Origin of the sequence: Deinococcus aerius (assembly GCF_002897375.1) — a bacterium.
Classification (GTDB): domain Bacteria; phylum Deinococcota; class Deinococci; order Deinococcales; family Deinococcaceae; genus Deinococcus; species Deinococcus aerius.
This window is the reverse complement of record NZ_BFAG01000004.1, coordinates 65,808-85,000: the sequence shown is the minus strand read 5'-3', so window position 1 is coordinate 85,000 and position 19,193 is coordinate 65,808. Positions and strand designations below refer to the sequence as shown.

General features: G+C 68.6%; 20 protein-coding genes and 1 tRNA gene (1 of these 21 only partly in view). 7 read left to right on the top strand and 14 right to left on the bottom strand.

The window, feature by feature from the left end; translation table 11 throughout:
* From DAERI_RS07270 to DAERI_RS07240, 9 genes are all read right to left on the bottom strand, one after another.
* Positions 1-501: the 5' portion of a class I SAM-dependent methyltransferase gene (locus DAERI_RS07270; protein WP_103128772.1), read on the bottom strand. It extends 333 nt beyond the left edge of the window; the window shows 501 of its 834 coding nt (coding positions 1-501); its start codon is at positions 499-501; its stop codon lies off the left edge, out of view.
* 176 nt (positions 502-677) lie between these two features.
* Positions 678-1,457, bottom strand: coding sequence for an MIP/aquaporin family protein (locus tag DAERI_RS07265; protein ID WP_103128771.1), 780 nt, complete (start codon positions 1,455-1,457; stop codon positions 678-680).
* 342 nt (positions 1,458-1,799) lie between these two features.
* On the bottom strand, positions 1,800-2,696 hold the full coding sequence (locus tag DAERI_RS07260; protein WP_103128770.1) for an SDR family oxidoreductase: 897 nt from the start codon (positions 2,694-2,696) through the stop codon (positions 1,800-1,802).
* A 590-nt stretch (positions 2,697-3,286) separates the two neighbouring features.
* Positions 3,287-3,376 (bottom strand) — tRNA-Ser (locus DAERI_RS07255).
* 114 nt (positions 3,377-3,490) lie between these two features.
* Positions 3,491-3,925: a hypothetical protein gene (locus DAERI_RS21960; RefSeq protein ID WP_133161982.1), complete on the bottom strand. Its 435-nt coding sequence runs from the start codon at positions 3,923-3,925 to the stop codon at positions 3,491-3,493.
* Complete coding sequence (locus DAERI_RS21955) at positions 3,922-4,332, bottom strand: hypothetical protein (protein ID WP_133161981.1); 411 nt, start codon at positions 4,330-4,332, stop codon at positions 3,922-3,924. Before DAERI_RS21955 ends, DAERI_RS21960 begins: the two co-directional genes overlap by 4 nt.
* Positions 4,333-4,499: 167 nt before the next feature.
* Entirely contained in the window at positions 4,500-5,051 is a 552-nt protein-coding gene (locus DAERI_RS07250; protein WP_103128769.1) for a DUF402 domain-containing protein, read from the bottom strand.
* A complete protein-coding gene (gene purN, locus DAERI_RS07245) occupies positions 5,048-5,620 on the bottom strand; it encodes a phosphoribosylglycinamide formyltransferase (RefSeq protein ID WP_103128768.1) in 573 nt (190 codons plus the stop codon). Before purN ends, DAERI_RS07250 begins: the two co-directional genes overlap by 4 nt.
* Positions 5,621-5,720: 100 nt before the next feature.
* On the bottom strand, positions 5,721-7,118 hold the full coding sequence (locus tag DAERI_RS07240; protein WP_103128767.1) for a dipeptidase: 1,398 nt from the start codon (positions 7,116-7,118) through the stop codon (positions 5,721-5,723).
* A gap of 200 nt (positions 7,119-7,318) precedes the next feature.
* Between DAERI_RS07240 and hspR the strand changes: the two genes are divergently transcribed.
* Genes hspR through DAERI_RS07215 form a run of 5 tightly spaced genes read left to right on the top strand, consistent with a single transcriptional unit; the run spans position 7,319 to position 10,487 of the window.
* A complete protein-coding gene (gene hspR / locus DAERI_RS07235; protein WP_103128766.1) occupies positions 7,319-8,062 on the top strand; it encodes a heat shock protein transcriptional repressor HspR, fused homodimer type in 744 nt (247 codons plus the stop codon).
* Positions 8,059-8,502 (top strand): NUDIX domain-containing protein, encoded by a 444-nt coding sequence (locus tag DAERI_RS07230; RefSeq protein ID WP_103128765.1) that lies wholly within the window; start codon positions 8,059-8,061, stop codon positions 8,500-8,502. The genes hspR and DAERI_RS07230 overlap by 4 nt, the downstream gene beginning before the upstream one ends.
* The gene (locus DAERI_RS07225; protein ID WP_103128764.1) at positions 8,499-9,362 is read left to right on the top strand and encodes a metallophosphoesterase; all 864 of its coding nucleotides are present in this window, start codon (positions 8,499-8,501) and stop codon (positions 9,360-9,362) included. Before DAERI_RS07230 ends, DAERI_RS07225 begins: the two co-directional genes overlap by 4 nt.
* Positions 9,363-9,396: 34 nt before the next feature.
* On the top strand, positions 9,397-9,945 hold the full coding sequence (locus DAERI_RS07220) for a phosphoribosyltransferase family protein (protein WP_103128763.1): 549 nt from the start codon (positions 9,397-9,399) through the stop codon (positions 9,943-9,945).
* Entirely contained in the window at positions 9,942-10,487 is a 546-nt protein-coding gene (locus DAERI_RS07215) for a phosphoribosyltransferase family protein (RefSeq protein WP_201262723.1), read from the top strand. The genes DAERI_RS07220 and DAERI_RS07215 overlap by 4 nt, the downstream gene beginning before the upstream one ends.
* 243 nt (positions 10,488-10,730) lie before the next feature.
* Here the strand turns inward: DAERI_RS07215 and DAERI_RS07210 are convergent, their stop codons facing one another.
* Positions 10,731-11,639 carry a complex I NDUFA9 subunit family protein gene (locus tag DAERI_RS07210; protein ID WP_103128762.1) on the bottom strand — a complete coding sequence of 303 codons (909 nt, stop codon included), beginning with the start codon at positions 11,637-11,639 and terminating at the stop codon, positions 10,731-10,733.
* A gap of 162 nt (positions 11,640-11,801) precedes the next feature.
* On the opposite strand from DAERI_RS07210, the gene DAERI_RS07205 reads away from it, so the two are divergent.
* Positions 11,802-12,680: a UbiA family prenyltransferase gene (locus tag DAERI_RS07205; RefSeq protein ID WP_103128915.1), complete on the top strand. Its 879-nt coding sequence runs from the start codon at positions 11,802-11,804 to the stop codon at positions 12,678-12,680.
* A complete protein-coding gene (locus DAERI_RS07200; RefSeq protein WP_103128761.1) occupies positions 12,671-14,083 on the top strand; it encodes a phytoene desaturase family protein in 1,413 nt (470 codons plus the stop codon). Before DAERI_RS07205 ends, DAERI_RS07200 begins: the two co-directional genes overlap by 10 nt.
* A 3-nt stretch (positions 14,084-14,086) precedes the next feature.
* Here DAERI_RS07200 and DAERI_RS07195 read toward each other — a convergent pair whose 3' ends face one another.
* From DAERI_RS07195 to DAERI_RS07180, 4 genes are all read right to left on the bottom strand, one after another.
* Entirely contained in the window at positions 14,087-14,545 is a 459-nt protein-coding gene (locus DAERI_RS07195; protein ID WP_103128760.1) for an NUDIX domain-containing protein, read from the bottom strand.
* Positions 14,546-14,617: 72 nt separating this feature from the next.
* Positions 14,618-16,363 carry a S8 family serine peptidase gene (locus DAERI_RS07190; RefSeq protein WP_103128759.1) on the bottom strand — a complete coding sequence of 582 codons (1,746 nt, stop codon included), beginning with the start codon at positions 16,361-16,363 and terminating at the stop codon, positions 14,618-14,620.
* A 390-nt stretch (positions 16,364-16,753) separates the two neighbouring features.
* Positions 16,754-18,325 carry an L-glutamate gamma-semialdehyde dehydrogenase gene (gene pruA, locus DAERI_RS07185; protein ID WP_103128758.1) on the bottom strand — a complete coding sequence of 524 codons (1,572 nt, stop codon included), beginning with the start codon at positions 18,323-18,325 and terminating at the stop codon, positions 16,754-16,756.
* The gene (locus DAERI_RS07180; protein ID WP_103128757.1) at positions 18,318-19,193 is read right to left on the bottom strand and encodes an SDR family oxidoreductase; all 876 of its coding nucleotides are present in this window, start codon (positions 19,191-19,193) and stop codon (positions 18,318-18,320) included. Before DAERI_RS07180 ends, pruA begins: the two co-directional genes overlap by 8 nt.

The window sequence follows — 19,193 nt, the reverse complement described above, 5'->3', positions numbered from 1 at the left end:
CGGGAGGAGGGGCCGGACCACCCGGAGGATGACATCGGGAAACTCGTTCTCCTCGATCCGGTCCCACACGTTGAAGATGAACCCGCCGCCTGGTCGGAGGACGCGCCGGGCTTCCGCAAATGCCCTGACCCTGTCCGGGAAGAACATGACCCCGAACTGGCAGACGACCACATCGAACGACCCGTCGGGAAAGGGGAGCTGCTGGGCATCCGCCTGGCGCCACTCCACGGGGCGCTCGGTCCCCGCCGCTGCGGCTTGATCGAGCATGGGCTGGCTGAGATCGGTGGCGATGATGGAGACCCCGGGCGGCAGGACGTGGGCGAGCTGGCGGGTCACCACCCCCGTCCCCGCGGCGACTTCCAGGACGCTCGCGGGCTGCCGCCGCGCCACCCGGGAGGCGAGATCGGCGGCGTAGGGCTCGAAGATGAGCGGGACGAGGTGCTGCGCGTAGACCTGCGGGATGGAGCCTGCGAAGACGGGGCCGGTCTCGGGGGGGTGCATGGCTCTCCTTGTCGTGCCAGGGCTCCATGCGAACGGCGGGACTGATCCTTTTCATGTCGCCGGAATGGACGGCCTCTGGAACACCCTGAGGGGAACTTCAGCGTACTGGAAGAAGCCCACCTCTCTCACGGGTCTGACGCCAGAGCCCGTGGCAGGGTGGTCACTCGCCTATATCTTCAGCCCTGCCCGGCATTCCCGGAGGCCGCCTCGCCCTCGCTGTCATTGAGAGGACCGCGTGTCGCCCACGTGAAGAGCAGGGCGACCAGGCCTCCGAGCACCGGACCCAGCAGGTGCGGCCAGGCCTCCGCCAGCCTCCCGGACACCAGCGCGGGGCCGAAGACCTTGGCGGGATTCATCGCCACGGCAGAGACGCTGTTCGTCAGGAAGTGGTCGAGCGCGACGGTGGCCCCCACCGCCAGGCCCACGGTCGGCCGGAGTTTCGCGTTGCGGTGCGCCGTCGCCAGGACCACGACGAGCAGCACGGTGGTCGCGCCCGCGTCCAGCAGGGCCGCCCCACTCGCCGGAATGCGCTCTGTTCCCCTGGGCAGATGTGCGAACGCCCCGATCAGCAGCGCCGCCACGACCGAGGCCCCGAACTGAACGGCCCAGTAGGGAAGCACGCATCGCCACGGAAAGGCGCCGCGCAGGGCGAAGGCCAGCGTCACCACCGGATTGATGTGGGCGCCCGACACGTCCCCCAGCGCGTAGATCATGGCCAGCACGACCAGCCCCGGCACGAGGGCCGAGGCCGCCGCTTCGGGCAGCAGGCCCAGGCGGGCCAGCAGGAGGGCACCCACACTGGCAAAGGTCAGCAGGAACGTCCCGAACGCCTCGGCGACGAGGGCACGCCGGAGACGTTTCGCCGACCAACTTTCTTCAGCCCTCGTCGTGTCCTGACGGGTGGGGCCGCGCCCACCCTCCGCAGCCTGTGTGCCCCCTCTCCCCGGGTTGATCATGTGAGTGTAGGATGCCACCCAATCCACCGGTACATGACACAACCATGACCATCGGGCTTGGGCAAGGGTTAAGGGTCGAAGAGGAAGTCCTCCCCGTCCTGCCCCGCCACCAGCACCGCCCAGGGGTGGGCGCCGTGTTCGTGGGACGTGCGGCAGGGCACCCGGGGCCGGGAGGTCCGCGGTCTCGACGGGAACTGTGACCGCCCGCCAGGGGTAGCATCAGGGGCACGCAGGCGGCAGCGAGTGCAAGCCGCCCCAACACTGCTCCGTGCGGCCCATGCACCAGCGCAGGAGGGAGTAGGTCCGAAAGGGCCCGGCCCCCCTGCGGCGGGAGGTCTTGTCTCAGGTTGCCGGGGTCGGGACGGCGACCTGATGCGCGTACTCGCGGACAGTCATGGGTGTTATGCCAAACGCCCGCTGGCGGTCGTCCTGCTCGACGGCGGCGCCCTGGGCGACGGTGAGCATCAGCGCCCCGAAACTCCGCTCCAGCGGCGTACCCCCGCCGTCCCGCTGGGCTCTCAACGCCTCTGCCGGGATGTGCTGGACCTCAAAGGGCCGCCCGGTGGCCTCCTCGAACGTCCGAATGATCTCGTTCATGCTGCGGTTTTCCGCCACCAGGGGCAGCACGGTGTTCCGGGCCTCGGGGCGGTCCAGGCTGGCGACCACGTAGCGGGCCACGTCCCCCAGGCTGATCCAGCCCACGGGCCGGTCGCCTTCCCCCGGCACCTGGACCCGCCCATTGGGGTAGTCGAAGCCCAGGCCGGGACTCAGCCACGCCTCCATGAAGGGAACGGGTTGCAGGATCGTGTACGTCATCCCGCTCTCCATCAGGTGCCGCTCGACCCCCCGTTTGGCCTGCGAGAGCGGCGAGGGCTGGTCCCCGTCCAGCGAGTTGGGGTAGGACACGTACACGAAGTGCCGGACCCCCGCTTCCCGCGCGGCCTCCACCAGTTGGAGCTGCCCCTGGTGGTCCACATCGGTCAGGGAGTCCGCCGCCTGGTCGCGCATGGTCGCAGTGGCCGTGCTGATGACCGTGTCGACTCCCCGACAGGCCCGGTCCAGGGACGCCCGGTCCTTGAGGTCCGCCTGGACGAGTTCGGCCCCGACCTCTCGCAGCGCGTCCACCAGAACGGGGTTCGAGGAGGGACGAACCACCGCCCGGAGGGGCCGCCCCTCCCGCGCCAGAAGCTGGCAGACCGTGTTGCCCAGAAATCCCGTAGCGCCGACGACAAGAATCATACGTACCTCCTGTGGCGGAAGGTGACTGTCGTGGGGGAAGGGGCCAGACCCCGGAGGGGTTGCGGGAGCAGGCGGGGGAGAGGCTCAGCCCAGAGTAGCCCAGCCGGGAAGCCGGAGAAAAGGCCCCACCAGTTGCGCCGCTCCACCTCCTGCCTGCGGAGCGCGAGGAGTTCGGAGCCCCGCGGCGGGGTGATCACCCGCACGTTTTTCAGACGGGCAAAGCGAGACGGAGAGGTCATGCCGTCACGTTGACGCGGTGTAGACCCGAGGGGCAGGGAGAGCGGTGGCGGGTTGCGTGTGGTCGAGTTCCCGCCCGGGCCCCCACACGAACAATCCCGCAGACGAAGCGGGTGTACATCAGGTCCATGTGGAGCCCCTGCGCCGGAAGTGTCGGCTCGCCCACGACGGGAGGAGCGGCCCTGGGTATTCATGACAGCGGCAGCCCCCGCGCACCGGCTGACGGTCGTGACGCCCGATGTCCCGGGGGTTGAGGTGAAACCTGGCCGTGGCCGCCTCGTGGGTCCCCGGCAAGTTCCCACCCCAAACGAACGTGCCTGTGGTGTCCGGGAAACACGCACAGGCACGGGCTTTGGCGGAACGGGAGGGATTCGAACCCTCGATAAGGTTGCCCCTATACACGCTTTCCAGGCGTGCCCCTTCAACCACTCGGGCACCGTTCCAGCGGTGGGTAGAGTAGCGGATGAGGGGGGGGAGCGCAAGGGGAGGGGGGTGACAAAACACTTTATGTGTAGTAGTTCAGCGTGTTGAGAACTGGGCGAATTAGATAGATTTATCTAATTTATAATTATGCCATACCGAGCGCCAATTGTTGTATTTCTAGACAATACACTTCCGCCAATTTTAATTGAGGAGTTGTCTCCTCTTATATGAAGCCCAATGGAAGTAAAATCAATATAGTCAATTACGACGGAATCGCCTTCAACTCTATATATTAAAATAAGCTCACCTTCAAATAAGACTTTTGTTTCGTTACTGGATTTATAAGTTTTGTATCTATTATCCCTTACCTTGTTTTCATTTATAACAATTTCGCTCGATGAGGGATTAACTCTATACAACCAAAACCTCTCCTGCCCTCCGCTTGTTGATACTAAGAAGAGCGGGCTGTTAAACACAACTATCGGTATCTGAGTGTTTACAAATACATTGCTGCAGATATTATACTGTCTCGGAGGGGTGTATTGTTGTGGGATCTTTATTTCGTTCATTCTGCCTCTCCTGTAAGCCGCTTCCTTCTATTCTTTTTAAAGTGTTCGCTAATTTCGTCGTTGATCCTTTTCTTCTCCCAAGAAAGTTTTGTAGCTAAATACAGCATAAGCAGTCCAACCGCTGTGAAGCCGGTCCAAATTATGTTTTGAGAGTTAATAAAGAAGCCGACGGACAAAGCAAAGCCTTTAGAGCTGCTTTCATTGGAGAAATTTTCTATAACCTGACTTATGCCTGCTGTGGAAAAAGTAGAGCCAAGGGTGTAAAGAAACCAGTTAGGCTGACTCAGCTTTATGAATTCCACCTCACGTAGGCCATATACGTGCTCCGTGTTATAAATACCGCCGCTGCTAATCCTTATAGGCTCGTTGAGGGTTTTATCTTGTATCTTGCTGTTTTCGCTCGACATCCATAGGTCTCCTTGCTACGTGGTGATAGAAGAGAGTCTGTGCGACTTAAGCATTTTAGACTTTAAAACCAGATATAGAAAATTCAGCAGATTAATTTGGATGTACGGGTAAAAAACACAAAATAACTCTCTTATCTTACCTTGCATGCTTTCCATGCAGGGGAGACTTATGTATACGGGTCCTCCAGATACCCCCGCAGCACCCCCAGCGGCGCATACGTCCCCGCCCTCAACCCCTCCTCCACCAACCGGGCGTGGGTCCAGGCGGCCTCGGCGAGGGTGGGGGAGACCAACCCGGCCCGCACCGCCTCCTCTAACTCGTCGGCGTCGATGATGTGCGTCTCGGTCACCTCCCAACCGGGCTGCCAGTCGGCGATCACGTCGAGGTACACGTCCTCGGTCCAGGGGAGGCCGTCTTCGCCCACCCCTTCCCCGGCGTGGATGTCCACGTAAAGCTGCTCGGGCTGGCCCGCCGCGTTCAGTTGCACGGTGATGGCGTCCCCGATCACGCCCTCGCCCGTGCCGGTCGGATGCGCCCGCACCCAGCGGAAGCCGTGGTCGAGGATGCGGACGGTGCGCTCCCCGAAGGGCACGTCCAGCGGGCGGGCGACCTCGTGCGCGGTGAAGTCCACGATGACGTAGCCGGGGATGTGCGTGACCGTCTGGGTGTGCCGGGCCACACGGGGCCAAGGGCGGAGGTCGAAGACTTTGCGCTTCACACTAGGCTCCGCAAAGCTTGCAGCAGCAACTCGCCCTCGGTGGCCTGCACGCGGGCCTTGAGGGTGGGCAGCGTGTCGCCGGGGAGCACGGGCACCCGCACCTGCGCCAGAATCGGCCCCTCGTCAATTCCGGCGGTAACGAGGTGGACGGTGGCGCCCGATTCCGTATCGCCCGACGCGAGGACCGCCTCATGCACCCGGTCCCCGTACATGCCGCGCCCGCCGTGCCGGGGCAGCAGGCTGGGGTGGACGTTGAGCAGCCGCCCCGCGTAGGCCGAGAGCACCCGCGGCCCCAGTGCCTTCATGTACCCGCTCAGGACCAGAGTATCCACCCCCGCCTCTTGCAGAAAGGCCAGAATCGCCGCGTCCAGTTCGTCCGGGTCGGGGTACTTCGCCGCGCTCAGGTGCGCCGCCTTCAACCCCGCCTCCCGCGCCCACGCGAGCGCCGGGCTGCCGCTGTTGTTGCTGGCGAGGGCGACGGGCGTGGCGTCCAGCCGCCCCTCCCGAGCGGCCTGGGTCAGAAAGCGGGCCGCACTGCCGCCGTGGGAGGCGAGGAAGCCGAGGATCATGGGCGCTCCGCGCCGGAAGTGGCCAGTGGGCAGTGGTGAGTGGGAAAAGATGGCGACCGACCCACTGACCACTGACCACTGGCCACTAACCCCATCAACCTCACTCCCCCAGCTCCTGATGCCCCAACTCTTGCAGCAGGGCCGCGCTCGTCAGAATCCCGTTGTGGTAGTCCTCCAGCGCGAAGCTCTCGTTGGGCGAGTGGGGCGCGTCCTCGTTCAGGCCGAAGTCCACCAGCAGGACGGGGGCACCCAGCAGGCGGCGGAAGTCGGCGACGATGGGGATGGAGCCCCCGGTGCGGCCAAAGGCGGCGGGCTTGCCGTACACCCGCGTCAGCGCCCGGTCGGCGGCCCTGATGTACGGCGAGTCGAGGTCCACCTTGACGGGCTGGCCGCCGTGCAGGGCCTTCACCTCGACCCGCACCCCTTCCGGCGCCAAGGTCGGCACGTACTCCTGCACCAGCCGGGTGATGCGCTCGGGGTCCTGGCCGGGAACGAGGCGCATGGACACCTTGGCCCCGGCCTTCGCGGGGATCACCGTCTTGCTGCCCTCGCCCTGGTAGCCGCCCCAGATGCCGTTCACGTCCAGCGTGGGCCGCGCCCAGAGGCGTTCCAGGGTCGAGTACCCCTTCTCGCCGGGCAGGGCGGGCACACCGATGGAGGCGGCGAACTCCTCGTCCGAGTGGGGCAGCTTCGCCCACATCTCGCGCTCCTCGGGGGTCAGTTCCTCCACGCCGTCGTAGAAGCCGGGAATGGTGATGCGGCCCCCGTCATCTTTCAGCCCCGCGATGATCTCGCACAGGGCGTTGATGGGATTTGGAGCGGCCCCGCCGTAAGAGCCGGAGTGCAGGTCGCGGTTCGCCCCCTGCACGTGAATCTCCACGTAGCTCAGCCCGCGCAGGCCGTAGGTCACGGTGGGCACGTCGGGCGCAAAGCGGCTGCCGTCGGAGATCACGATCACGTCCGCCCGCAGTTCGTCCGCGTGCTCGGCGAGGTAGCCCGCGAGGTTGGGACTGCCGACCTCCTCCTCGCCCTCCAGCAGGAATTTGACGTTGACGGGGAGTTCGCCCTGCGAGAGCAGCAGCTCCACGCCGCGCACGTGGGCGTAGGCCTGGCCCTTGTCGTCCGTCGAGCCCCGGGCATAGATGCGCCCGTCGCGCACGGTGGGCTCGAAGGGGGGCGTCACCCACTCCTCCAGCGGGGCCTCGGGCTGCACGTCGTAGTGGCCGTAGATCAGCACCGTGGGCTTGCCCGGCGCCTCCAGCCGCTCGGCATACACGACCGGATGCCCGGACTGCCCCCCATGCCCGGTGGGGTCCATCCGCGCGGTGAAGCCCAGGCTCTGCAATTTGCGCTGGAGGAAGGCGGCGGCCCGCGCCATGTCCTCGGTGTGGGTGGGGTCGGCGCTCACGGAGGGAATGCGCAGCAGCTCGAACAGTTCCCGCTCGGCCTCCTGCCGGTCGAGGAGGGCGGAGAGGTCCGTCGTCTGGGATTGCGTCATGGGCGGATGATAGCGGGAGGGTCCGCCGCGAGTGAGAAAAACGGGGCAGAAGTGGGCGGCCCCAGCCTGTCATCCTGGCGAGTGTGAAGGGTTCTTGGTCAGGCGTTCATCCAGGCACGTCCCGCCCCGTGCAGCGTCGCCGCCTAACCTCACCTTTGCCCACGTTCAGAAACCTTGCTCGCGGTATACTCAAGCAAGGTATGGCGACCGATTCCAAGCAACGCCCCGTCTACGTGATCTCGGTCGCGGCGGAACTCGTGGACATGCACCCTCAGACTCTCCGGCTCTACGAGCGCAAGGGGCTGATCCGTCCGGGGCGAAGCAGTGGCAAGACGCGCCTGTACTCCGAACGCGACATCGAGCATCTGCGCGAGATTCGCCGCCTGACCCAGGAACTCGGGGTCAACCTCGCCGGGGTTGAGGAGGTCATGCGCCTCCAGCACCAGCTCGACGACCTCCAGGGCGAGTTCGAGGCCGAGATCGAGCGCCTGGAAGACGAGCTGCGCGAGCGCGCCGCCCCCCGCGCCCTGCCCGCCCCCGACTCGGAGGGCAAGCTCGACCCGAAGGATCGGCCCGTCTACGTGATCTCCATCGCCGCAGAACTCGTGGACATGCACCCGCAGACGCTGCGGCTGTACGAGCGCAAGCAGCTTATCCGCCCGGGGCGAAGCAGCGGCAAGACCCGGCTGTACTCCGAACGCGACATCGAGCACCTGCGCGAGATTCGCCGCCTGACCCAGGAACTCGGGGTCAACCTCGCCGGGGTCGAGGAGATCATGCGGCTGCGCCACCGGCTGGAGGAGGCGCGGGCCAAGATGGAGGGCAACGTCCGGCGCATCCAGCAGGACATCAGCGACCGCATGACCGACTGGCGCACCCTGCCCGCCCCGAAGGGTGACGAGCAGGCCGGGGCAGAAGAAGAAGACGGGGACGAGGACGAATGACCGGGCAGGCCCCAGCCGTCGGGCGGGTGGGCGCGGGCGTGGCGGCGCTGCGGCGTGGAGCGAACGGCCCCGAAGTCCTGCTCATCCGCCGCCGTGACGACGCCCGCTGGGACCTGCCCGGCGGGGGCGTCAACGTCGGTGAGGAGGTCGAGACTGCCGCCCGCCGCGAACTCCGGGAGGAGACGGGGCTGGAGGCCGGACCCCTGACGTTGCTGGCGGTGTTCAGCGGCGAGGCGCATCGCCACACGTACCCGGACGGCAATGTGGTCGCCTGGGTGACCATTGTGTACACCATCGGGCAGGTGGGCGGCGAGGCCCGGGCCGGGGACGACGCGGCGGAGGCGACGTGGTGGCCCCTCGCCGCCCTGCCCGGCGAGGTGAGCGCGGCGACCTGGGCGTACTTCCGCGCCCTGACCAGACCTGAGGAAGTGCGCGCGTGACCGTCCACCTCCCCGGCGACCTCCTCCACGCGCCCGTCGAGGGGTTGTGGGTGGTGGGCGACGTTCACGGCGCGCTCGACAAGCTCCGCGCGCTGCTACGTCAGGCGCGCCTGATCGACCAGGGGGACCGCTGGGCCGGGGGCACGTCGCACCTCGTCTTCCTGGGCGACTACATGGACCGGGGACCCGACGGGGCGGGCGTGGTGCGGCTCGTCCGCTCGCTGGAGGCTTCGGCCCCGCTGGCGGGGGGGCGCGTGACGGCGCTGCTGGGCAACCACGAGGTGATGTTCCTGGCCGCGCTGCGCTTTGCCGGGCACGACCCGCAGGACCGCTACGGCTTCCGCGAGTACTGGTTGGCGAACGGCGGGCAGCCGCGCGACACCGCCCGGCTGGACGCGGACGACCACGCCTGGCTGGCGGCCCGGCCCGGCCTGGCCCGCGCGGGCCGCTGGCTGCTCATGCACGCCGACAGCAGCCTGTACCTGCGGCTGGGGGGCAGCGTGGAGGCGGTGAACGCCCACGTCGCCCGGCTCCTCCAGAGTGACGCCCCCGAGGTCTGGGGCCACTTCGCCAACGCCTTTGCCGACCGCCTCGCCTTCGCCGAGCCCCGGGGCGAGGACCTGGCCCGGCGGCTGCTGCGGTCCTTCGGCGGCGAGCGGCTGGCGCACGGGCATACGCCGGTGTCCCTGCTGGACGAGTCCGGTTCCGGTCCCGGCCTGCCGGTCCTGTACGCGGGTCACCTGTGCCTCGCCCTCGACGGCGGGCTGGCCTACCGCGAGGACGCGGGGTTCCTGGTGCGCCTGAGTGACCGGGGCGTGGCGGAGATCGTGGGCTACGCGGGCACCGGGGCGCTGGGCTGAGAAGTCCCCCCGCGCAGCGCGTTACACTCGGCGGGTGAGAACGTACAAGGTCGAGGTTGGGGACGTGATGCGTGAGCTGCCGGTGGTGCCGGTCGCCCCCGGCGTCAGCGTGGCCCTCTTCAACATGCTGGGCGACACCGAAGTCACCGAGGCGGCGGGCCGCGAACTCGCCCGGCGCCTGCCCGCGGAGATCGATGTGCTCGTCACGCCCGAGGTCAAGGCGGTCTCGCTCGCGCACGTCATCAGCCGCGAGAGCGGCAAGCCCTACATCGTGATCCGCAAGACGCAAAAACCCTACATGGTGGACCCCATCGCCCGCGAGGTCGTGAGCATCACCACGGGCAAGCCCCAACTCCTCGTCCTTGACGGCTTCGACGTGGAGAAAATCCGGGGCCGGAAGGTCGCCATCGTGGACGACGTGGTCTCCAGCGGCGGCACCCTCAACTCCCTGCGCCAGATCATCGAGGAGGTCGGCGGCGAGGTCGCGGCGGTCGTCGCCGTCTTCACCGAGGGGCAGGAGCGCCCGGAGGTCACCGCGCTGGGGCACCTGCCGCTGTTCGGCCCCGAGGCGGAGGCGTCGTGACGTTCCCAGGCTCGCAGGCCCTGCGGGTCACCGTGGGTGACGTGACCCGCGAACTGCCGACCGTCCGCGTCGGTGCCGTGGGGCGCGTGCCCCTGGTGGAATTCCTGGGCGACAGCGAATTCACCAACGCCGCCGCCGAGGCGATGCTGCCCCTGATCCCGCCGGGCACCGAGATGCTGCTGACCGTCGTGACGAACGCGCTGCCGCTGGCGCACGAACTCAGCGACCGCTCCGGCCTGCCCTACGTGGTCGCCCGCAAGAAGCGCCGCACGTACATGCAGGACCCCCTCATCCAGGACGTGCCCAGCCTCACCCTGGGGGTTGCCGAGACGCTGTGGCTGGACGGGCCGCACGCCGCCCGATTGAAGGGCAAGCGCGTGACCATCGTGCAGGACGTGGTGGCGTCGGGGGGCACCGCGCAGGCCCTCGCCCGCCTGGTCACCCGCGCGGGCGGCACGGTCGCCGGATACCTCGCCGCCTTCAAACAGGGGGATTCGGCGTTGCCGCTGATTTACTTGCAGGAACTGCCGCAGACGATCTGAGCTGTAGGACTATCTACCAGTAGTCCGGTAAGTTCTGGTGACTTCCTAACTCCAGATTTCGAAAAGCCGCGCTGGAACGTGGTCTTTTGCTCCTCCCCCTTGAGGGGGGAGGTCGGGAGGGGGTGAACGGGCACGCCCCCCAGCGCGGCGAGAAGATGAGGCAAGCCATCCTGCTGGCGTTCAAGCTGCTCGTGCTCCCCCTCACCCCGGCCCTCTCCCACGAGGGGAGAGGGGGAAAGGACCTCAGCCCGCTCCTGCCGCCCGCCCCGCTCCCCGTGCCCCCGCCACGATCCCGGGCAGGTGGTCCTCCAGCCGCAGCATGGGCAGGCCGAAGGTGGAGCGGGCGGGCTCGTTGGGGGCCGTGTTGCCCTCCTTGAGCATCGCGTACTGATCGCGCGTGATGGGCGGCTTGGGGAGAACCTGCATGGCGGGCACCATCAGGTTCATCAGCGCGAGCGGCACGGGCACGATGGGCTTCCTGCGGCCCAGCGCGGCGAGTTCCATCTCCAGCAACTGACGGAAAGTGAACTCCTCCGGGCCGGTGAGGGTGTAGGTCTGCCCGACAGTCTCCGGCTGCTCCAATGCCCCGGCGAACGCCCGAGCCACGTCCTGCACGCTGACGGGCCGGAAGGGGAACGAGCCGTCGCCGATCATGGGCACGACGGGGGCGGTGGAGACCAGCTCGCGCAGCACCCGCCCGAAGAAGTCGTCGCCCACGCCGAAGATCAGGCTGGGCTGGAAGATCGTCCAACTCAGGCCGCTCTCCCGCACCAGGCGCTCGGCCTGCGCCTTGCTGCGGCTGTAGCCGCTGGCGCTGTCCTCCCGGGCGCCCAGGGCGCTCATGTGGAGGTAGCGGGCCTGGCGGGGAGTGGCGGCCAGCACGTGCCGGGTGCCCTCCAGGTGGACCCGCGTAAAGGTCTGCGTGCCCTGCTCCGCGATGATCCCGACGAGGTGGATCACGGCCTCCGGGCTGGCCTCGCCCACCGCGCGCAGGACGCTGCCCGCGTCCGTCACGTCCAACTTGACTCCGTGCGTGCCGGGGGGTGCGTCGCCGCGCCTTGAACCGGCATAGACCGTGTGCCCCCGCCCCAGCAACTCCTGCACGACCGCCCGCCCGACGAAGCCCGTGCCTCCGGTGACCAGTACCCGCATGTCCGCTCCTTTCGCGTCCCCATTGGGCCATGTGGGAGGCGCGCAGACTGTATCCGGGACTGTGGAGCTGACAGCGGGAAGCTGCCATCTGTCCCGGTGCCGAGTCGCCTGCCCCTCTACAATGCGGCCTGCCTGCGCCCTCCCCGCGCCCGCGAGAGCCCCATGCGCCCCCTGACCCTGCCCGCCCGACTCCCCCTGCGCCGCCTGCTGACCGTGGCCCGCCCCGCCCTGTGGGTGAACACGGTGGGCACGCTCGTCATGGGATTGTGGCTGACTGGGCACCTGTACACCCTGCGGCCCGACCTGCTGGTGCTGCTCGCGTACCTGACCCTGCCCTTCAACCTGCTGATCTACGGCCTGAACGACCTCGCCGACCGGGAGGAGGACGCCCTCTCGGCGCGCAAGGGGGGCTGGCAGGGCGCGCGGCTGACGGCGGGGGAGGGGGGACCGCTGCTGCGGGCGATCCTGCTCCTCAATGCCCCCTTCCTGCTGGCGCTCGCGCTGCTGCTCCCGCCCGCCGCGAGCGGGGTGCTGCTGCTCGCCGCCGCGCTGTTCGTGGCGTACAGCCTGCCCCCCCTGCGCCTGAAGGGCCGCCCCTTCCTCGACGGGCTGAGCAACGTGGCCTACGCCCTGCCCCTCGTGCTGCCCGCCCTCGCGCTGGGGACAGACGTGCCCTGGCTGCCCCTCGCCGCGCTGATGGCCTACTCGGTCGGGAAACATGCCTTCGACGCCGCGCAGGACGTGCCCGCCGACCGCCTGGCCGGAACGCGCACCGTCGCCACCACCCTCGGCGTGCGGGGGACCGCGGCCTACGCTCTGGGATGGTTCCTGCTCGCCGGAGCCCTGCTGTGGCCGCTCAGCCACCTCACCGCCATCGCCCTGTGGCTGGTGTGCGGCGGTATGGCCCTCGCCCTGTTGCGGCGGCCCACCCCGGAACGCGCGGCCCGGCTGTATCCCCTCAGCATCGTGACCCCGTGGATCGTGGGGACGGTTGCGGGCGTGCCGCTGGTGTACCTGCTGGCGCGCGGGCTGTGGCCGTGAGGGGGAGCCGTCGGTCGTCAGCGATCAGCGGTCAGAAAGAGCCCGGCCCCTCCCGCTCCGTCGGCGTCCTCGGTGGCGGCCTCGCGGGGCTCGCGCTTGCGGCGCTGCTGGCGGAACGGGGGCACGCGGTCACCGTGTACGAGCGGGACCGGGCGGGTGGCAAGCTGAGGCGCGTGTCGGTCGGCGGCTTGACCTTCGACACGGGGCCGAGCCTCTTCACCTTCCCGGAGGTGTGGCGCGGGTGTCTGGAACGGCTGGGGGAGGCGGACCCCCTCGACCTGCGCCCGCTGCCCGGGGGGCTGGGCGTGCATCACACGCCGTTCGGGGCGGTGCCGCTGCCCGTTCCACCGGGTCATCCTCTGCTCCGGGCCTGGGAGACGTACTCTGCACCGGCTCGACGCTTCGCGCCGCACCTGGGAACGTTACTGACGACACCTCCCCGCCTCACCGACCCGGCTTTCCGGCGGGCGAGTGCGGCCCTGTTCCGGGCGACTGGAGAGCATCTCACCGCCGAGGGGTGGGTACGCGCCCAGAAGCTGCCCCCGGCCCTCGCCCACGCCGTGCGGACGCACGCGCTGAACGCGGGCCTCGCGCCGCAGGACGCGCCCGCCCTGTACGCCCTGATTCCCGCCCTGGCTGCCGCGTCCGTCTCCCGGCCCGCGCGTGGTATGGGTGCCCTCCTCGACGCGCTGCTCGCCTTCGGGGCGGCCCGGGGCGTGAGGCTGGTGGAGGGGGCGGAGGTTGTGCAAGTGGATGTCAGGACGGCCCGCCTCACCCTGAAGGGAGGAGAGGTGCGCCACCACGACCTGCTTGTGAGCGCCCTCGATCCAGCCCGGCTGGCCGCGCTGCTCGGACGGTCCGCGCGTTCACCCGTCGCCCGCCGGACGGTCAGTGGCCTCGCCCTCTACGCGGCGCTGCCCGGCCCCGCCCCATTGCCCGCCACCTCCGTCCTGCCGCCCTCAGACTTTCGCACCTTCCGGGCCGCCGTTCGTGCCGGAGCCCTCCCGCCCGACACCCTCGCCCTCGTCCATGCGGAGGGGGAGAGGCTGGCCGTGCTGCTCACTGTTCCTGCCAATGGGCACGACCTTCAGCCCGATCATCCCTGGGTGCGGGCACAGGCAAAGCGGGTGGAGCGCACGCTGGGCGTCCCCGGATTGCTCGCCTCCGCGTGCGATGTGGTAGCCCTCCCCCCCGGCCACTACGCGGCGGGCGGGCATCCCGGCGGGGCGATTTACGGGGCGGCCCTTCCCGCCTGGCGCGGCGGCCCCCTCCACCCCCAGCCGTACCGACCTCACCCGAGGCTCTGGCAGGTGGGCACGGGCGTTCATCCCGGTGGCGGCCTTCCGGCCATCCTGGGCGGGGCGCTGATCGTGGACCGGCTGATGGGGGAGGGCGGGCTGTAGGGTCTAAACATCCGTCGCGTGGTGCAATCCCAGATACCGGAAGGCAGGAAAACCGGCCCGCCAGTCCCGCCAGAACGTTTCCCGGAACACGTCAGGTCGCACGTTCAGCCCCGCGAGGGCTTCCTCGGGCAAGAACTGGGCGCCCACCAGCCTCTCCCGCTCGTCGCTCACCCGGTGGTCGAGGGAAAGCTCTCCCCCCACCTCCGAGCACAGCACGAAACTCTTGCAGATGCGCAGCCCCGGTTCGACGATCTCCTGGAGGGACAGCAGCCGCTCAGCCCGCACGATCAACCCCGTTTCCTCGTGGACCTCGCGCTGGGCAGTCTCGAAGAGGCTCTCCTCTCCTTCCAGCCCGCCGCCCGGAGGTAGCCAGAAGTCGTACAGGCCAGGGCGCTGGTGCCGCACGAGGAGGAGGGTGTCACCCCGCAGGACGATTCCCGCCGCGCCGATCCGGTGCCTCACGGGGTCAGGATAGCCGCGCAGCCGACGAAAAAAGCCGCCCCCACTCAGGGAGCGGCCCCCGTCTATTCAACCTCAGGGGGTGGTGATCGCCTTGTAGGGGTCGACCAGGCCGTACCCGAAGTTGTCGTCCCGGCCCGCCGTGCCCAGGTCCTTGGCGGTCGAGGTGAGCTTGCTCAGGAGCTGCGCGTTCGTGAGGTTGGGGCGTGCGGCCCAGACGACGGCGGCGGCGGCGGAGACGTGCGGGGTCGCCATGCTCGTGCCGTCGAGGTATTCGTAGTCCGCGCCGATCACGCTGGCGGTGCCGGTGGTGGGGAGCTTGCCCATCAGCCCCTGCCCGTCCGCCTGGGTCAGGCCCACGACGGGCACCGAGTAGCTGTTCGTCAGGCTCATGCCCAGCGGCCCCGCCGCGTTGTTGTAGATCATGACGGCCCTGGCCCCGCTGGCGACGGCGTTGGCGGTCTTCTCCTCGAAGGAGCAGGTGCCGCGGCTGATCAGGGCGATGTTCCCGCTCAGGGCCGCGTTGCGGGTGCCCGTGCCGCAGAACTCGTTGTTCGTGCCCCCCGCCGCGACGATGTTCCCGCTGAAGGTGCCCTTGCCGCTCTTGTCGGCCGCCTGCACGTCGCTGAAGGTCGCGCCCCCGCCGCTCGCGCTCGCCGCCGTGCCCTGCCCCAGCGGCACGCTGCTCAGGACGCTCACGCCGGGACCCGCCAGATCGACCTGCGCGCCGAAGTTGGAGAAGCTCGCCTTGGCCTCGCTGCTGTCGATGGCAGCCACACCCACCACGTTGGTGTACGCGGCGGGGTAGGAGACGGCGGCCCCGTCGTTCCCGGTCGCGGCGATGACCAGCGCGCCCTTGTTGAACACGCTCGTGTACGCGCGCTGCTCGGTCTGGCTCTTGCCGCCGCCGCCCAGCGACATGCTGATGACGACCTTGTTCTCGGTGCCGCCCTGGCTCCTGAGCTGCGCGGCGCACCAGTTCACCCCGTTGATGATCCCGCTGGAGCTGCCCGAGCCCGTATCGCCCAGCACCCGCGCCATGTATAGGTTCACGCCGCTCGCCACACCGCCCACGCCGTTCGGGTCCATCCCCGACTGCTGCCCGGTCGCGCCCGTCCCCGCCCCGTACTGGGCGAAGATGGTCCCCGACACGTGCGTCCCGTGGTGCGACACATCGTTGAGCGCGTAGGGGTCGCCCCGGTTCGCCTCGGTCGTCACGAAGTTCTTGAAGCCCTTGAGCTTGCGCGCGAACTCGGGGTGGTTGCCGTCGATGCCGGTATCCGTCACGCAGACCGCCACGCCCGAGCCCGTGTAGTTGTTCGCCCGCAGGGTGGACACCTTCAGCGCGTTGTCGCCCCAGGTGTACTCGCCGCTGGGGGTGTAGACGGCCTGGGCGCTCAGGCCCTGCGCCCCCAGGCTCGCCCGCGCCGGGCTGGCGTCCGTCACGCCGCTCCGCATCCCCGCCGCGCGGCGCACGAGGTCCGGCTCCACGTACTCGACGGAGGGGTTGGCCTTGAGTTTCGCCAGCGCCTCAGGGTTCAGGTGGACGGCGGCGGCGCTGATCTCGGCCCACTGGCTCGTCAGCGTGCCCCCGGCAGCGGTGATGGCCTGGGCCTGGAGCAGGGCCTGCGCCTGGAGCGCCTGCGGGCTCAGGCTCTGCGAGCCCAGGTTGCTCTCCTTGAAGCCCACCAGATAGGCGCCGTCCGCCGCGGTGGCCTGATCGGGCGTGCTGGCGGTGGGCGCGGGCATCTGGGCCTGCTGCCCACAGGCGGCAAGCGTCAGGGCGAGGGTCGCGGCGAGCAGGGTGCGGGTGTGCTTCATGGGGCCTCCGGGAATGGGGAAAAAGGCGAGCGGAACCGCACTGGGAGAGCGGCGCGGGGGACGGCGACCGGGACGAAAGCCCTGGGTTGGAGTTGGATTTGCGCCGGATGTTAGAGCGGCTCTCAGAACCATTTTGAAGCCTGTCTAGACCGGTTTTGACTGCGTTCAAAAGATGCGTCGTCACACGTCGCTGCCGAATCCGACCGCTGCGGGGGCGCTGCCTGACAGCCGTGAGGTGAAGGTCTGGTTTTAAGCGCAACTGCGAGGATATGGAAGGGCGACTTCCCTCTCCAGCCCCTTCCTGGCCCACGCCAAGTGTGATGACCAAGCAGAACGGGATGAGCCTGCTATGACCCATCCCGCCGTAGACGCCCTGAAGCGTTCCTTCATCTACCAGCGTTCGGTCACGCTCTTGAGTTGCAGGAAGTTCGCCAGGTAGTCCGGCCCGCCCGCCTTGGAGTCGGTGCCGCTCATGTTGTACCCACCGAAGGGCTGCACGCCGACGATGGCACCCGTGATCTTGCGGTTGAAGTAGAGGTTCCCGGCCTCGAATTCAAAGCGGGCCTGCTCCAGCCGCTCGCGGACGTTGCTGCACACGCCGCCCGTCAGGCCGTACTCGGTCGAGTTGGCGATCTCCAGCGCGTGCTGCCAGTCGTGGGCACGCAACACGCTCACCACCGGACCGAAAATTTCCTCCTGAGCGATGCGCGCCTTCACGTCCACGTCCCCGAAGATGGTGGGCTGGATGTAGTAGCCCTTCTTGCCGCCATACTCGCCCGGCGCCTCGCCGCCGAGGAGGAGTTTCCCTTCCTCCCGCCCCATCTGGAGGTACCCGCTGATCTTCTCGAAGCTCTCCTCGTTCACGACGGCGGTGACGTTGGCGTTCTCCTCGCCCGTGCCGACCTTCAGGCTCCGTGCCCGCTCGACAAAGGCGCCCACCACCCGGTCGTACACCTCATCCACCACGATCAGGCGGCTCATGGCGCTGCACTTCTGGCCGTTGAAGCCGAAGGCGCCCTGCACGGCGGCGGTCACCGCCACGTCGAGGTCGGCGGTCTCGTCCACGATCATCGCGTCCTTGCCGCCGAGTTCGAGGATCACCTTCTTGATCCACTTCTGGCCGGGCTGCACCTTCGCGGCGACCTCGTTGATGTGCAGGCCCACCGCGCGGCTGCCCGTGAAGGTGATGAAGCGCGTCCTCGGGTGCGTGGTCAGGTACTCGCCGACCTCCGAGCCCACGCCGGGCAGGAATTGCAGGACCCCGGCGGGCAGCCCGGCTTCCAGCAGGATGTCCACCACGAAGCCCGCGATCAATCCTGAGTCCTCGGCGGGCTTGGCGATCACGCAGTTCCCGGCCACGATGGGCGCGGCGAGCATCCCCAGGAAGATCGCGCAGGGGAAGTTCCAGGGGGAGATGGAGACGCCCACGCCCAGCGGCAGGTACAGCAGGCCGTTCTCCTCGCCCTCGAACCACGTCGTCTCGGCGGCGCCGAAGCCCGCGTACTTCATCGCGGAGCGGGCATAGTATTCGAGGAAGTCAATCGCCTCGGCCACCTCCACGTCGGCCTCAGCGTAGTTCTTGCCGACCTCCAGGCTCATCAGGGCGCAGGCTTCCAGGCGGCGGCGTTTGAGAATCGCGGCGGCCTTGAGCAGGATGCGGGCGCGGGCGTCCATGTCCCAGCGCTTCCAGCCCTCCCACGCCTCCCAGGCGCCGTCTAGGGCGCGTTGGGCGTCCTCGACCGTCGCCTTGGCCGTCGTTCCCACCACCTCGCAGGTGTCGCAGGGGTTGAGGGAGGTCAGCCGCTCCTCGGTGTCCACCCGCTCCCCGTTGATGATGAGGGGGTAGTGCTTGCCGAGCAGTTCGGAGCGGACTTTTTTCAATGCAGTTTGGTAGGCCGCGACATTCTCGGGCCGGGTGAAGTCGGTGAAGGGCTGGGGGCGGTAGTCCTGGATTTTAAGCATGGGCAGTCTCCTGGGAAAGAAGGGGGGCCACATCCCGCGCAAAGTCGTCAAACGAGCGCGGCGGGCGGCCCAGCAGTTGCGCGGTTTCGGGCGTCACGCGCGCCGCGAGGCCGAAGCGGGCGGTGGCGTAGATCGCCTCCATGACGAGGATCTGGCCCGTGCTAATTCCACGAGCGCGCATGTGGTGGAAAAAGGCGAGCGGGCTGGGGTCGGTGTAGCGGATGGGGCGGCCCGTGGCGGCGCTGAGCCTGGCGGCGACCTCGGCGTAGGTGAGGGCTTCCGAGCCCGTCAGCTCGTACGCCCTGCCCTCGTGGCCGGGTTCGGTGAGGACCAGGGCGCCGACATCGGCGATGTCCCGCACGTCAATGAAGCTGGTGCGGCCCTGCCCCGCCGGGACGTGGACCTCGCCCCGGCGCAACTCCGGCAGGTGCATGGTCGTCAGGTTCTGCATGAAGAAGGAGGGACGCAGGAAGGTGTAGCCCGCCCCGCTCTCCCGCAGGTACGCCTCCAACTGCGCGTGAGGCACGAAGGGCAGCCGCTCGGCCCCCTGCAAGGAGAGCAGGACCATCTGGGTCACCCCCGCCCCCAGCGCCACGTCGAGCGCGGGCACCATGTCCCGCCGGACCTGGCTGAGCTGGGGGGGCCGCACGATGAAGAGGCGGTCCACCCCCCGGAACGCCTCGACATAGCTGCGGCGGTCGCCGAATTCCAGGCGCCGCACCTCCACCTCGGGCGCGTCGGCAAAGGCGGCGCGGGCCTGCTCCGGGCGGCGGGCGAGGACCCGCACCTGGGCGTCCCGGGCGAGGAGGGCGCGCACGAGCGGCGTGCCCACGTTGCCCGGCGCCCCGGTCACCCCGATCAGCGTCAT

What these genes read in the sequence shown, in the direction of transcription:
- DAERI_RS07265 (WP_103128771.1), bottom strand. Translation starts at nt 1,457, where the DNA reads ATGATCAACCCGGGGAGAGGGGGCACACAGGCTGCGGAGGGTGGGCGC.
- DAERI_RS07260 (WP_103128770.1), bottom strand. Translation starts at nt 2,696, where the DNA reads ATGATTCTTGTCGTCGGCGCTACGGGATTTCTGGGCAACACGGTCTGC.
- DAERI_RS21960 (WP_133161982.1), bottom strand. Translation starts at nt 3,925, where the DNA reads ATGAACGAAATAAAGATCCCACAACAATACACCCCTCCGAGACAGTAT.
- DAERI_RS21955 (WP_133161981.1), bottom strand. Translation starts at nt 4,332, where the DNA reads ATGTCGAGCGAAAACAGCAAGATACAAGATAAAACCCTCAACGAGCCT.
- purN (WP_103128768.1), bottom strand. Translation starts at nt 5,620, where the DNA reads ATGATCCTCGGCTTCCTCGCCTCCCACGGCGGCAGTGCGGCCCGCTTT.
- DAERI_RS07240 (WP_103128767.1), bottom strand. Translation starts at nt 7,118, where the DNA reads ATGACGCAATCCCAGACGACGGACCTCTCCGCCCTCCTCGACCGGCAG.
- hspR (WP_103128766.1), top strand. Translation starts at nt 7,319, where the DNA reads ATGGCGACCGATTCCAAGCAACGCCCCGTCTACGTGATCTCGGTCGCG.
- DAERI_RS07230 (WP_103128765.1), top strand. Translation starts at nt 8,059, where the DNA reads ATGACCGGGCAGGCCCCAGCCGTCGGGCGGGTGGGCGCGGGCGTGGCG.
- DAERI_RS07210 (WP_103128762.1), bottom strand. Translation starts at nt 11,639, where the DNA reads ATGCGGGTACTGGTCACCGGAGGCACGGGCTTCGTCGGGCGGGCGGTC.
- DAERI_RS07205 (WP_103128915.1), top strand. Translation starts at nt 11,802, where the DNA reads ATGCGCCCCCTGACCCTGCCCGCCCGACTCCCCCTGCGCCGCCTGCTG.
- DAERI_RS07190 (WP_103128759.1), bottom strand. Translation starts at nt 16,363, where the DNA reads ATGAAGCACACCCGCACCCTGCTCGCCGCGACCCTCGCCCTGACGCTT.
- pruA (WP_103128758.1), bottom strand. Translation starts at nt 18,325, where the DNA reads ATGCTTAAAATCCAGGACTACCGCCCCCAGCCCTTCACCGACTTCACC.
- DAERI_RS07180 (WP_103128757.1), bottom strand. Translation starts at nt 19,193, where the DNA reads ATGACGCTGATCGGGGTGACCGGGGCGCCGGGCAACGTGGGCACGCCG.